General features: G+C 72.6%; 10 protein-coding genes and 1 other RNA gene. 1 reads left to right on the forward strand and 10 read right to left on the reverse strand.

The window, feature by feature from the left end; all coding sequences use genetic code 11:
* Positions 1–297 precede the first annotated feature (297 nt).
* The 8 genes from IE98_RS0123390 to ftsE all read right to left on the reverse strand — a co-directional run bounded on the left by IE98_RS0123390 (position 298) and on the right by ftsE (position 9871).
* Entirely contained in the window at positions 298–2583 is a 2286-nt protein-coding gene (locus IE98_RS0123390; RefSeq protein WP_030271964.1) for a HelD family protein, read from the reverse strand.
* 340 nt (positions 2584–2923) lie between these two features.
* Positions 2924–4111, reverse strand: coding sequence for a uroporphyrinogen-III synthase (locus IE98_RS0123395; RefSeq protein WP_043174888.1), 1188 nt, complete (start codon positions 4109–4111; stop codon positions 2924–2926).
* Between the two features lie 212 nt (positions 4112–4323).
* Positions 4324–5691, reverse strand: a complete 1368-nt coding sequence (locus tag IE98_RS0123400; protein ID WP_030271967.1) for a nitrate/nitrite transporter — start codon at positions 5689–5691, stop codon at positions 4324–4326.
* Between the two features lie 198 nt (positions 5692–5889).
* Positions 5890–6267, reverse strand: a transfer-messenger RNA (tmRNA) gene (gene ssrA / locus IE98_RS45755).
* 125 nt (positions 6268–6392) lie between these two features.
* Positions 6393–6875: an SsrA-binding protein SmpB gene (gene smpB / locus IE98_RS0123405; protein WP_030271969.1), complete on the reverse strand. Its 483-nt coding sequence runs from the start codon at positions 6873–6875 to the stop codon at positions 6393–6395.
* Between the two features lie 109 nt (positions 6876–6984).
* Entirely contained in the window at positions 6985–8100 is a 1116-nt protein-coding gene (locus IE98_RS0123410; RefSeq protein WP_030271971.1) for a S41 family peptidase, read from the reverse strand.
* A 110-nt stretch (positions 8101–8210) separates the two neighbouring features.
* The gene (gene ftsX, locus IE98_RS0123415; protein ID WP_030271973.1) at positions 8211–9122 is read right to left on the reverse strand and encodes a permease-like cell division protein FtsX; all 912 of its coding nucleotides are present in this window, start codon (positions 9120–9122) and stop codon (positions 8211–8213) included.
* A 59-nt stretch (positions 9123–9181) separates the two neighbouring features.
* Positions 9182–9871 (reverse strand): cell division ATP-binding protein FtsE, encoded by a 690-nt coding sequence (ftsE, locus tag IE98_RS0123420; protein WP_030271974.1) that lies wholly within the window; start codon positions 9869–9871, stop codon positions 9182–9184.
* 337 nt (positions 9872–10208) lie between these two features.
* Here ftsE and IE98_RS0123425 point away from each other — a divergent pair, with 337 nt between their 5' ends.
* Positions 10209–10403 carry a hypothetical protein gene (locus tag IE98_RS0123425; protein WP_030271976.1) on the forward strand — a complete coding sequence of 65 codons (195 nt, stop codon included), beginning with the start codon at positions 10209–10211 and terminating at the stop codon, positions 10401–10403.
* A 160-nt stretch (positions 10404–10563) separates the two neighbouring features.
* Here the strand turns inward: IE98_RS0123425 and prfB are convergent, their stop codons facing one another.
* Positions 10564–11673 carry a peptide chain release factor 2 gene (gene prfB, locus IE98_RS0123430; RefSeq protein ID WP_030271978.1) on the reverse strand — a complete coding sequence of 370 codons (1110 nt, stop codon included), beginning with the start codon at positions 11671–11673 and terminating at the stop codon, positions 10564–10566.
* Positions 11674–11707: 34 nt separating this feature from the next.
* Positions 11708–12967, reverse strand: a complete 1260-nt coding sequence (locus IE98_RS0123435) for a serine/threonine-protein kinase (protein ID WP_052390858.1) — start codon at positions 12965–12967, stop codon at positions 11708–11710.
* Positions 12968–13044 lie beyond the last annotated feature (77 nt).

The following is a 13044-nucleotide window of genomic DNA, read 5'->3' on the forward strand; positions in this document are numbered from 1 at the left end:
CATTGAGTGTGCAGAACCCACAAACGGCACTGGCCCGCGCACTGGGCCGGTCGTGTGCTCCGCCGAAAATCTCCCGCCGCGGCCTTGGCGTTCCGGGCCGATGCGTTACATTGGACGGGACACCGGCCCGATCCAAGCCCCCGGGCCCAACCTTCGTCGCTTCGAGCGACCACTTGCCGCGAGGCGAGCATGGCGGGTCGGTGTCATTGACGTCAGAAGGCCCCCACCTCCGGGTGGGGGCCTTCGTCGTGGCGCGGCGCTGCGCGCCGGCCGGGGCGGGCCCGGCCGGCGCCCGCGTCAGTGCAGCAGGGCCGGCACCCCGGCGGCGTCCGGCAGGTCGTCCGGGCCGGAGAGCACGGTGAGCCGCTGGGTGGCCCGGGTGAGCGCCACGTACAGCACCCGCAGGCCCGCCTCCGACTCGCCGGCGATGCCGGTCGGGTCGGCGACCACCGTCGCGTCGTACTCCAGGCCCTTGGCCTCCAGGCTGCCCAGCGCCACCACGCGGTCGCCCAGGCCCTCCGCCCAGCCCGCAGCCTCCTCCCGGCGGTCCATCGGCACGACCACCGCCACGGTGCCGTCGACCTCGCCCAGCAGCCGATCCAGCTCGGCCCGGGCGGCCCGGCCGAAGGCCTCCGCCCCGGTCTCCCGGACGGCCGCGAACCGCGGCTCGACGCCCGTCGACCGCACCGCGCTCGGCGACGGCGTGCCCGGCGCGGCCAGCGCCAGTACCTTCGCCGCGACCTCGGCGATCTCGGCCGGGTTGCGGTAGTTCACGGTCAGCGTGTGGCGGCGGCGCGGCTTGCCGGACAGCACCTCGTCCATCGCGGACTGCGCCTCCTGCGGGAACGGCCAGGAGGACTGCGCCGGGTCGCCGACGATCGTCCAGGTCGCCATCCGGGCCCGGCGGCCGATCATCCGCCACTGCATCGGGGTGAGGTCCTGCGCCTCGTCCACGATCACGTGCGCGTACTCCGTCCGCTCCACCGGGACGCGCTCGCGCCGGCCGTAGGAGCGTTCCGCGTACGTGGTGACCTCGTCCAGGCCGGAGAGCATGTCGACGGCGTCCACCTCGCGCACCTTCGGCCGGGCCGGCTCGCCGAGCAGCACCTGCAGCTCGTCCACCAGGGCCACGTCGTGCGCGGACAGGGCACCCCCGCCGCGCTCGTCCAGGTGGCGCCAGGAGGCGGCCAGCCTCCGGGCCTCCTCCGGGGTCACCGCGCGCCGGGCGATCCGGTTGGTGTGCCGCGGGTGGCGCAGGGTCGCCAGCACCCGGCGCGGGGTCACCGGGGCCCACCAGGCGTCCAGGAAGTCCAGGAAGGCCGCCTCGTCCGAGACGTACTCGTCGAAGGCCTCCCGCTCGTCCTGGCGCTGCTCCCGCTCGAAGTGGCTCGTCGGCTTCGGCAGGTGCCGGGTGACGTCCTGCCACAGCGCGTCCAGCAGCAGCCGACGGGCCCGCGGGCGCAGCAGGTTCAGCGGCGTGCCGCCACCGCCCACGACGGTGGCGCGCAGCGCCTTCAGGCGGCCGGCGTCCAGCCGCAGCGCCTCGCCGCGGGCGAACACCCGCAGCTCGGTCGGCGCGCCCAGTTCCAGGGCCGCCCGGGCCGCCCGGCGCAGCAGCTGGACCATCCGGCCCGAACCCTTGATCCGGGCCGTCTCCGGGGTGTCGTAGCGCTCCGCCTCGATGCCGTCGACGAGGCTGCCGACCGCCCGGATCGCCACCTGGCCCTCCTCGCCCAGCGAGGGCAGCACGCCCTCGGTGTACGAGACCAGCAGCGGCGTCGGGCTGACCACCAGGATGCCGCCCGCGTAGCGGCGGCGGTCCTGGTAGAGCAGGAAGGCGGCCCGGTGCAGGGCGACGGCGGTCTTGCCGGTGCCGGGGCCGCCGGTGACCAGCGTGGCACCGGCCGCGGCGGCCCGGATGACCTCGTCCTGCTCCTTCTGGATCGACGACACGATGTCGCGCATGGTGTGGCTGCGGGCCCGGCCCAGCGAGGCCATCAGGGCGCCGTCGCCGACCACCGCGAGCTCCCGGCCGTCCAGGGTGGGGGCCAGGTCGGGGCGGAGCAGGTCGTCCTCGACGCCGATCACCTTGCGGCCGCGGGAACGGATCACCCGGCGGCGGATCACCCGGCCCGGCTCCAGCGGGGTGGAACGGTAGAACGGCGCCGCGGCCGGTGCCCGCCAGTCGATCACCAGCGGGCCGAACTCGGCGTCGAGCACGCCGAGGCGGCCGATGTGCAGGGTCTCCGCGACGGCCGGGTCGGCCGGGTCCATCGGGGTCTGCGAGGGGATGCCGTGCTCTTCCGGTGCGTCCGCCTGCTGGAGGTCGATGCGGCCGAACAGGAAGTCCTCGAACTCGCTGTTGAGGCGCTGCAGGTGCGCACCGGCCCGGTAGACCTGGGCGTCGCGTTCGGCGAGGGCGCCGGGGGTGCCGACCTGCACGCGCTTGGCGGCGTCCTCGAGGATGTACTCGGCCTCGGCGAGCTTCTCCTCCAGACGCCGGTAGACGGTGTCGAGGTGGCGCTGCTCCTCGGCGATCTCGCGGTCGCGGACGGAGTCGGTGGTCTCTGGTGTGGTGTGCATGGGCCTCGGGGGTACGGCGCGGGCGGGAGCGGCGGACGGAAGATCCTACTCCTTGCCGACCCCCTCCAGCCCCCGGGCCCCCCCCCGCCACACGGCAGACCACCCAGAGCCGTAGGAAACGACGCAGATCGGGCAGGGCCACATCAGGGGCGCCGGGAACTGCGCGGTCCGAGAGCGGGCATCCCCGCAGAACAGGGCCCGCCCCTGATCCGTACGGTGACCCGCTCCCCCGTTGCGCAGTTCCCCGCGCCCCTGATCTCGACCGCCCCGATCCGCAGAGTCGCCCACCCCCGGACTGCGCCGTTCCCCGCGCCCCTGGTGGTCCTGTCCGCGGGGGCGGCTACGCGTCGTCGCCGTACTTGGTGTCCGGGGCCGGGACGGGGTCGACGGCGAGGCGGTAGCCGCGTTTGACGACGGTGGCGATCAGGCGGGGGGTGCCGAGGGCGGCCCGCAGCCGCGCCATCGCGGTCTCCACCGCGTGCTCGTCGTCCCCGCTGCCCGGCAGCGCCCGCAGCAGTTCGCTCCGCGGCACCACCCACCCCGGCCGCCGCGCGAGCGCCCGCAGCAGGGCCATCCCCGCCGGCGGCACCGGCCGCAGGTCGCCGTCGACGAGGGCGGCCTGTCCGCGCAGTTCGAGGGTGTGGCCGGCGACGGCGAGCCGGCGGGCCCGGTCGGGGAGCCGGGCGGTGAGGGTCTGGACCATGGCGCCGAGCCGCATCCGTTCGGGCCAGACGGTGGCGATGTCGAGTTCTTCGAGCGGGGCGGCGGTGACCGGTCCGACGCAGACCGGCAGGACGTCCCGCCGCAGGGCGTGCAGCAGCTCGGCGGTCTGGCCGCGTTCAGCGGCGCGGTCGAGCAGGCCGAGGGCGGCGGGGGCGGAGGTGAAGGTGACGGCGTCGAGGGAGCCGTTGCAGGTGGCGTCGAGGAGGCGGTCGACGGGGCCGAGGTCGAGCGGCGGCAGCCAGCGGTAGACGGGGACCTCGACGACCTCGGCGCCGGCGGCGGTGAGGGAGTCGACGAAGTCGCGCAGCGGGGCGCCGTGCAGCTGGACGGCGATCCGGCGGCCGTCGACGCCCTGGTCGAGGAGCCGTTCCAGCACCTCGACGGAGGACTCCGACTCGGCGGACCAGGCTTCGCGCAGGCCGGCGGCGCGGATGGCGCCCTTGGCCTTGGGGCCGCGGGCCAGCATCTCGGCCTTGGCGAGACTGCCGACGAGGTCGTCGAACAGGCCCCAGCCCTCGGCGGCCTCGATCCAGCCGCGGAAGCCGATGCCGGTGGTGGCGACGGCGATGTCCGGCGGGTCGGCGATCAGGGTGCGGGTGGCGGTGAGGAGTTCGGTGTCGTCCGCGAGCGGCACGATCCGCAGCGCGGGTGCGCGCAGGACGGTGGCACCGCGGCGCTGGAGGAGGGCGGCGAGCTCGTCGGCGCGGCGGGCGGCGGTGATGCCGATGGTGTAGCCGGCCAGCGGCGGGGCGGTGTCCTGCGACGGTACGAGGGCGGCGGTCGCGCTGGCGGTGCGGTCGGCCATGGGCTGACGTCCTTCGTGGAGCGCCCCGGGGCTGTCGGCGGGCCTCGGGGGCGTGCCGCTCGCCTCGGTCCCTGCGGGGCCGTGGCGGACGGCGGGTGGGTGGGTGGACGGCCATCGTCCCGTGTCGGGGTGTCACCACCGGGTCGGTCCGATTTCCGGCTTGTTTCGCAGGTGAGGGCCGGTCCGCGGGGACGGACCGGCCCTCGGGGCGATCAGACCCGGGCGAGTGCCGGGGCCTGGGCGTCGGTGCGGGCGGCGGTCGGGCGGCGCAGGTAGACCGCCCAGGTGAGGGCGAAGCAGACGGCGTAGGCGGCGAGGAAGGAGACGAAGGCGGGGGTGCCGCTCTTGGCGGTGAGGAAGGACTGCCGGAAGGCGAGGTTGATGAACAGGCCGCCGAGGGCGCCGACCGCGCCGATGACGCCGATCGCGGCGCCGGACATCCGGCGGGCCCAGGCGGCCGCGTCCTCGGGGGTGTCGCCCGCGGCGATCCGGTCCTGGGCCTTGGCCTCGAAGATGCCCGGGATCATCTTGTAGGTGGAGCCGTTGCCGACGCCGGCGAAGACGAAGAGCGCGATGAAGCCGACGAGGAAGACCGGCAGCGACTTGATCGAGGAGGCGTAGGTCACCACCGAGGCGGCGGTGGCCATCGCGACGAAGTTCCAGAAGGTGATCCGGGAGCCGCCCCAGCGGTCGGCCAGCCAGCCGCCGACCGGGCGGATCAGCGAGCCGAGCAGCGGGCCGATGAAGGTGAGCTGCGCGGCCTGCAGCGGGGTCCGGCCGAACTGGTTCTGCAGGACGAGGCCGAAGGCGAAGGAGAAGCCGATGAAGGAGCCGAAGCTGCCGATGTAGAGCACCGACATCAGCCAGGTGTGCTTCTCCTTGAGGATGGCCTTGAAGGTGCCGGTGTCGTTGCTGAGCTGGGCCAGGTTATCCATGAACAGGGCCGAGCAGAGGGCGGCGACGGCGATCAGCGGGATGTAGATGCCGAGCACCAGGCGGGGCGAGGTGGCGCCGGCCCAGGTGATCACGCCGAGGCCGATCAGCTGGATGACCGGGACGCCGATGTTGCCGCCGCCCGCGTTGAGGCCGAGCGCCCAGCCCTTCTTCCGGAGCGGGAAGAAGGCGTTGATGTTGGTCATGGAGGAGGCGAAGTTGCCGCCGCCGACGCCGGTGAGGGCCGCGACCACCATGAACGTGGTGTAGGAGGTGCCGGGGTGCATCACGTACGCGGCGGCGAGGCTCGGAACGAGGAGCAGCAGCGCGGAGACGATCGTCCAGTTCCGGCCGCCGAAGCGGGCGACGGCGAAGGTGTAGGGGATCCGGACGAAGGAGCCGACCAGGGTGGGCATGGCCACCAGGAAGAATTTGCCGGCCGGGTCGATGCCGTAGCCCTTGCCCATGAAGAGGACCATGACCGACCACAGGCTCCAGATCGAGAAGCCGATGTGCTCGGAGAACACCGAGAAGATCAGGTTCCGGTTGGCGACCTTGCGGCCGGTGCGCTCCCAGAATTCGGTGTCCTCGGGCCGCCATTCCTGGATCCAGCGGCCGCCTGTTCTGCGCTGGGCTGTGTCGCTCATCGGTCTCCCCTTGCGTGCCGGTGCCTGCCCTGCCCGTGCTGTCGTGAACGACGCTAGGAGCCCATGGTTTCGGGATCGTTGTGGTCTGTGAAGCCTGCGGAACCGTCCTCTCACCCGTCGTCCGCCGCCGGTGTGAGGCTCCGGAGACACACGAAGGCCGCCCTCCGGGAGCGGAGGACGGCCTGGGTGCACATGGGACGGTGGAGATGCCGGGAATCGAACCCGGGTCCGATGGAGTGGATTCAGGACTTCTCCGAGCGCAGTCCGCTGTGCTTTTCTCGGCCCCGGCAGTCACGCGGACAAGCCGCCGACGGGCCCAGCCACTGTTTGGTTTCCCTCCCGCCCCCGTGGCCGGGGCGGTTGGTTGAGTTCCCTAGATTATGCCAGGGTCCGGGTCGGGAACTCCCCGGTCTGACACCCTATTCGCTCGCTGATCAGGCAGCGAGAGCGAACTGCGGGGTATCGCGCTTGGTGTTGGCGATTATTTTTTTGCGACACGTGGTTAACGAGATCATTGCCGCGTTCCTCGGCTCGCTTCTCCTGTTTCGACTACCACCGTCGAAACCGATCATCCCCATGTTGATTTGACAAACAGCTCCGGTGGGCGGGGCCCTCCGGCGGTGCGAGTGCCATGGTACGCGGTCGGCCCCCGGAGGGTCCAGCGCATTACCGGACGGCGGGGCGGGGCCCCTCGGCCGGGGTCAGACCGCGCGCTGCTTGCGGCGGGCCGCGGCGACGGCGCGGTCCGACTCGCGCCGGTCCTGCTGCTCGCGGAGCGTCTGGCGCTTGTCGTACAGCTTCTTGCCGACCGCCAGGGCGATCTCCAGCTTGACCCGCCCGTCCTTGAAGTACAGGGAGAGCGGGACGAGCGTGTGGCCCGTCTCCTTCACCTTCGACTCCAGCTTGCGGATCTCCAGCTTGTGCAGCAGGAGCTTGCGCTTGCGCTTCGCCGAGTGGTTCGTCCAGCTGCCCTGGGTGTACTCCGGGATGAACAGGTTGTCGACCCAGGCCTCGTGCCCCTGGATGTAGGCGTACCCGTCGACGATGTTCGCCCGGCCCTCGCGGAGGGACTTCACCTCGGTACCGGTCAGCACCATGCCGCACTCGTAGGTGTCGACGATGGTGTACTCGTGTCGCGCCCGCTTGTTCTGCGCGATGACCTTGTTGCCCTTTTCCTTTGCCATAGCGCCGACATTCTCGCACCTCGGCGACGTCGGGGGCAGCCCTTTTGCGCGGGGCTCGCGGGCGCGCCGGGGCGGCGGGGCGTTCCGACGCCGCGGCGGGCCCGCCGGGTCAGCGGCGCGCGCCCAGGCCCGACAGGACGTGCAGGGCGAGGTCTGCGGCGCCCTCCGGGGCGGCCGCGACGTCGGGCTGCAGACCGCTGCCGTCGGGCGAGCGGCCCTCGGGGGTGTAGTAGCGGCCCACGGTGAGCTCCACCACGCCGCCGTCCGCCAGCCGGCTGGGCTGCTGCACGGTGCCCTTCCCGAAGGTCCTGGCGCCCACCAGGACGGCCCTGCAGCGGTCCTGCAGGGCGCCGGCGAGCAGTTCGGCGGCGCTCATCGTCCCGCCGTCCACCAGCACCACCAGCGGGGTGGCGGTGTCCCCGCCGGAGGCGGCCGTCAGCTCGCGCCGCACCCCCCGGGACTCGTACGAGGCCACCGGTCCGCCGTCCAGGAAGACCGAGGCGGTGGCGACCGCCTCGTCGACCAGGCCGCCGGAGCTGCCCCGCAGGTCCAGCACGACCGCCCGGGCGCCCTGCGCCGCGATCCGGACCTGCTCGGCCACGCCGGTGGTGAAGGCCCGCACCGCGATCCGCGTCACACCGTCGGGCAACCGCTCGACGCCGACCTCCTGCGCGGCCAGGAGGGCCCGGCCCAGCACGACCTCGCGCGGGGCGGCGGAGCCGCGCGAGACGGTGACCGCCACCGTGCGGTCGGTCGGGGCGCCGGCGCTGCCGCGCAGCCGGGCCACCACCTCGGTGACGGGCAGACCGTCGGCCCGCGTGCCGTCGACGGCGACCAGGCGGTCCCCGGCGACGATGCCGGCCCGGGCGGCCGGCCCGCCGGGCTGCACGGAGGCGACGGCGGTCGAGCCGTTGCTGCTGCGGTCCACCGAGAGCCCCACGCCGAGGTAGCGGCCGCGGACGAGGTCCGCGTACTGGTCCGGGCTCAGGTAGGCGGCCCAGCGGTCGCCGCTCGCGTCGACCAGGGCCTCGGCCTGCTGCGGGCTGAGGTCCGCACCGGTGACGTCCCGTCCGGCGGCGAGCTGCGCGGCCGCGTCCGCCGAGGGCGGCAGCGGCACCGTCAGCGGCTCGCCCCAGGCGCCGCTCGCGGCGCCGGCCATCAGGACGACGCCGAACACCAGGGTGAGCGTTGCTCCCTGGCGTACCCGACGCGGAGTTCCCGACATGCGACGGAGTCTAGGCGGCGCGACCCCGCCGGGGCGACGGAACGCCCGGGTACGACGAAGGCGGCCCCGGACGGCGCAGTGCCGTCCGGGGCCGCCCGGGCCCTCGCGGGTCAGACCTTGAGGTACTTGCGCAGGGTGAAGAAGGCCGCGATGCCGGCCATCACCATGCCGACCACGACCAGCAGCGGAATCACCGTCAGGACCGAGGACAGGCCGATGAACTGGATGAACAGCACCCGCTTGGCCAGCCAGTGCTGGACGAAGAAGTGGCCGAGCAGCAGCAGGCCGGAGGCCATCACCGCACCGAGCAGCGCGGACACCGCGGCCTCGGCGATGAACGGCATCTGCACGTAGAAGTTCGAGGCACCGACGAGGCGCATGATGCCGGTCTCACGCCGTCGGCTGAAGGCCGACACCCGGACGGTGTTGACGATCAGCAACAGGGCCACGAACAGCATCAGCACCATGATGACGAACGCGGCGGTCTGCAGACCGTTCAGCAGGCCGAAGAGGTTCTCCAGGATCCGGCGCTGGTCGTCCACCGACTTCACACCGGGCTTGCCGGCGAAGGCGCTCTGGATGACGTCGTACTTCGTCGGGTCGCTGAGCTTGACCCGCCACGACTGCGGCATCGCCTCCGGACCGACCGCCGCGAGCAGCGGGTTGTCCGGGTTCGACTCCTTCCAGTGCTTGTACGCCTCGATGGAGGTCTCCAGGGTGGCCGTCTGCACCAGCGGGGTCATCTTGTCGAGAGCGGCCTTGACGCTGTTCACCTGGTCGTCGGTGGCCGCACCGCTGGCGCACTGCGCCGAGGCCGCCGCGTCGAACTTGGTGCAGAACGAGATGCTGACCTCGACCTTGTCGTACCAGTAGCCCTTCATCGAGTTGACCTGGTCGCGGACCAGGAGGCTGCCACCGGCGAGGGCGAGGGACAGCGCGACACTGACGATGACCGCGATGGTCATCGTCAGGTTGCGACGGAGGCCGATGCCGATCTCCGAGAGGACGAACTGGATGCGCATGCTTCTCTCAATCCAGGGTCGGTGCAGGCGGGGCGGTCAGGCGTGACGACGGGTGGCGGCTAGTTCTGGTAGCCGTACACGCCGCGGGCCTGGTCGCGGACCAGCAGCCCCTTGTCGAGTTCGATCACGCGCTTGCGCATCTGGTCGACGATGGCCTGGTCGTGCGTGGCCATCAGCACCGTGGTACCGGTGCGGTTGATCCGGTCGAGCAGCTTCATGATGCCGACCGAGTTCGCCGGGTCGAGGTTTCCGGTGGGCTCGTCCGCGATCAGCAGCATCGGGCGGTTGACGAAGGCCCGGGCGATCGCCACGCGCTGCTGCTCACCACCGGAGAGCTCGCCGGGCATCCGCTCCTCCTTGCCGCCGAGGCCGACCAGGTCGAGCACCTCGGGCACCACCTTGGCGATGGCGCTGCGCGGCTTGCCGATGACCTCCAGGGCGAAGCCGACGTTCTGCGCGACCGTCTTGTTCGGCAGCAGGCGGAAGTCCTGGAAGATCGTGCCCAGCTGGCGGCGCATGTGCGGCACCTTCCAGTTGGACAGCTTGCCGAGGTCCTTGCCCAGGACGTGCACGGCACCGGTGCTGGGCCGCTCCTCGCGCAGGCAGAGCCGGAGGAAGGTCGACTTCCCCGAGCCGGACGAGCCGACCAGGAAGACGAACTCGCCCTTCTCGATCTCCAGCGAGACGTTGTCCAGGGCAGGACGGTTCTGCTTGGGATAGGTCTTGGAGACGTTGTCGAATCTGATCACGGCTGCATCACGGAGGCCATCCTAGGTGGGCCCGTCCGCGCCCCGGACCGGGAGCGGCGGTCGAAGCGGCATCCTCCCCGACCGCTCCAGGTCTGGGACCATACGCGAACCCCGGCCCGGGCCGCAGTCCCGGGTCGGGTACTGACCGCTGATTCGTCGGAGATTGTTCCCGTCTGTCCTGAATTGGAAGGCGCGATTTGTGCGCGCTATCTCACAATCGGACCGGAGAAGCCCCCCGCTGCGGGGGCCGAGCGCCCGCGAACCTGGCACAGTGGAGAGACGGACGGAACCATCGGCCCGTCCGGTGCGTTTGCAGTGACAGCAAGGAGGAGATCGCATGACCTGCGACCATCTGGTGTGCGCCAACTGCAACGGCCGCGTGAGCGAGGGCCGGTGCCCGGTGTGCCGTGCCAACCGGGCCCGTCTGCAGGACCAGCAGGGCCCGTTCGCCGCACTGACACCGGCGACGCTGCTCGCGCTGATCGCGGCACTGTTCGCGGTGGCCCTCATCGCCCGACAGGCCCTGGCCTGAGACCAGGAACGCCCGAAGGCCCCCGGAGCCGAAGCTCCGGGGGCCTTCTTCGTGCGTCTGCGCCGAGCGCGACCAGCCGGCGGTCCCGCGCTGCTTGCGCCGGCGGATGCCGGCCTCGATGCTGCGCCGGACGTTCACCTCGCCCGGCAGCCGCACCCGATCAGCCGGCGGTCTCGCGCTGCTTGCGCCAGCGGATGCCGGCCTCGATGAAACCGTCGATGTCGCCGTCCAGCACCGACTGCGGGTTGCCGACCTCGTGCTCGGTGCGCAGGTCCTTGACCATCTGGTACGGGTGCAGGACGTAGGAGCGCATCTGGTTGCCCCAGGAACTGCCGCTGTCCTTGAGCGCGTCCATCGCGGCCTTCTCCTCCTGACGGCGCCGCTCCAGCAGCTTGGCCTGGAGGACGTTCATCGCCGAGGCCTTGTTCTGGATCTGCGAGCGCTCGTTCTGGCAGGAGACCACGATGCCGGTCGGCAGGTGGGTGATGCGCACCGCGGAGTCGGTGGTGTTGACGCCCTGGCCGCCGGGGCCGGAGGCGCGGTACACGTCGATGCGCAGGTCGCCCTCGTCGATGTCGACGTGGTCGGACTGCTCGACGACCGGGAGGACCTCGACGCCGGCGAAGGAGGTCTGCCGGCGGCCCTGGTTGTCGAACGGGGAGATGCGCACCAGGCGGTGGGTGCCCTGCTCGACGGAGAGGGTGCCGTAGGCGTACGGCGCCTTGACGGTGAAGGTCGCGGACTTGATGCCGGCCTCTTCGGCGTACGAGGTGTCGTAGACCTCGGTCGGGTAGCCGTGCCGCTCGGCCCAGCGCAGGTACATGCGCATCAGCTGCTCGGCGAAGTCGGCGGCGTCGACGCCGCCCGCCTCGGCGCGGATGTTGACCAGGGCCTCGCGGGCGTCGTACTCGCCCGACAGGAGGGTGCGGACCTCGAGCTCCTCGACGGCCTTCTTGACCGACTCCAGCTCGACCTCGGCCTCGGCGCGGGTCTCCGCGTCGTCCTCGGCCTCGGCCAGCTCGAACAGGACGCCGAGGTCGTCGACCCGGCCGCGCAGGGTCTCGAACTTGCGCAGCTCGCCCTGGAGGAACGAGAGCCGGCTGGTGACCTTCTGCGCGTTGGCGACGTCGTCCCAGAGGGTCGGGGCGGCTGCCTCCTCCTCCAGGGTCGCGATGTCGGCCCGGATCTTGTCCAGGTCGAGGACGGCCTCGATCGACCCCATGGTCGTCTCGAGGTTCTTGAGCTCTTCGGAAGGATCGACGGCTGCCACGCCTCAAGCGTAATGGTTCGCGGAGACCGTTCGGCTACACCGGGGGGCCGGGGGCCGCCGCGGGCACCCCGGACAGGGCGTGCGCGGCCCCCGCGGCGGGCGGTTCGGCGGCGAAGGCGCTGTACGCGGCGGCGGCGCCGGCCAGCAGCAGCACCGTGGCGATCAGGACGGCGAGCAGCCGGCGGCGGCGCACCAGCCGGCGGCGCCGGTGGCTGGTGGCCGGGGCGGCGGAGCGCTGGGCGCGGGACTCGGCGGCGTAGGAGGCGAGCTCCTGCGGGGAGGGCCGGCGCAGGCTGGTGTGGGTGTCGCGGGTGGAGTCCGGCGAGGGTGCGGGGACGAGCGGCACGGCCGGGCCGCGCCGGCGCCGGTGGGTTCCGGTGCCCGCGTCGGCCTCGGCGTAGACGGCCTCGCCCGGGGTCGGCACGTCCTCGGCCGGGCTGCGCTGGGCGGGGACGGCGAGCGGTGGCAGGCCGGCCAGGACGGGCAGCTGCTCGCGCAGCCGGGAGGCCAGCTCGGCGGCGCGCAGCCGGGAGGCCGGCGCCTTGGCGAGGCACTCGGAGATGATCCGCCACAGCCCGTCCGGCATGCCGGGGACGGGCGGGACGCTCTCGGTGACGTGGCGGCGCAGCACGGCGCCGGTGTGGCCGCCGCCGAAGGGCGTGAAGCCGGCCAGCAGCTCGTAGAGCACGGTGGCGAGGGCGTAGATGTCGACGGCGGCGCGGGGCTCCAGGCCCTCGATGATCTCGGGGGCGAGGTAGTCGGGGGTGCCGATGATCCGGGTGGCCCGGGTGCGGCGGGGGGCGTCGACGAGGCGGGCGATGCCGAAGTCGGTGAGCTTGGCCCGGGGTGCGCCGCCCGGTCCGGGCGGGGCGGCGAGGTCGAGCAGCACGTTCTCGGGCTTGACGTCGCGGTGCACGATGCCGGCGGCGTGCGCGGCGGCAAGGCCGTCGGCGACGTCGGCGATCACCGAGGCTGCGGCGAGCGGGGGGAGCACGCCCTCGCGCTCCAGCCGGGTGCGCAGGTCGGTGCCCCGGACGAGGTCCATCACCAGGGCGAGGTCGCTGCCGTCCACCACCATGTCGTGGACGCCGACCACCCGGGGGTGGTCGAGGCTGGTGAGGGCGGCACGCTCCTGGACGAAGCGGCCGACCAGGACCTGGTCGGAGGCCAGGTCCTCGCGCAGCAACTTGACGGCCACCGGTCCGTCCGGACCCTCGCCCAGCCAGACGGTGCCGGCGGAACCCCGGCCGATCACCTGGTGGACGGTGTAGCGGCTGCCGATCTTGCGTGCCAATGCTGCTCCGTGGGCTCGGTAGGTCGGTGCTCGACGACCAACCTACGCGCCCGGGGGCCCTCCGGGGGGCGCCGAAG

The sequence above is a fragment of the Streptomyces sp. NRRL B-24484 genome (genome assembly GCF_000717715.1).
Taxonomy (GTDB): domain Bacteria; phylum Actinomycetota; class Actinomycetes; order Streptomycetales; family Streptomycetaceae; genus Kitasatospora.

Coding starts and splice junctions, on each gene's coding strand:
- smpB (WP_030271969.1), bottom strand. CDS start 6,875: ATGGCAAAGGAAAAGGGCAACAAGGTCATCGCGCAGAACAAGCGGGCG.
- IE98_RS0123395 (WP_043174888.1), bottom strand. CDS start 4,111: ATGGCCGACCGCACCGCCAGCGCGACCGCCGCCCTCGTACCGTCGCAG.
- ftsX (WP_030271973.1), bottom strand. CDS start 9,122: ATGCGCATCCAGTTCGTCCTCTCGGAGATCGGCATCGGCCTCCGTCGC.
- IE98_RS0123390 (WP_030271964.1), bottom strand. CDS start 2,583: ATGCACACCACACCAGAGACCACCGACTCCGTCCGCGACCGCGAGATC.
- IE98_RS0123410 (WP_030271971.1), bottom strand. CDS start 8,100: ATGTCGGGAACTCCGCGTCGGGTACGCCAGGGAGCAACGCTCACCCTG.
- IE98_RS0123400 (WP_030271967.1), bottom strand. CDS start 5,691: ATGAGCGACACAGCCCAGCGCAGAACAGGCGGCCGCTGGATCCAGGAA.
- IE98_RS0123425 (WP_030271976.1), top strand. CDS start 10,209: ATGACCTGCGACCATCTGGTGTGCGCCAACTGCAACGGCCGCGTGAGC.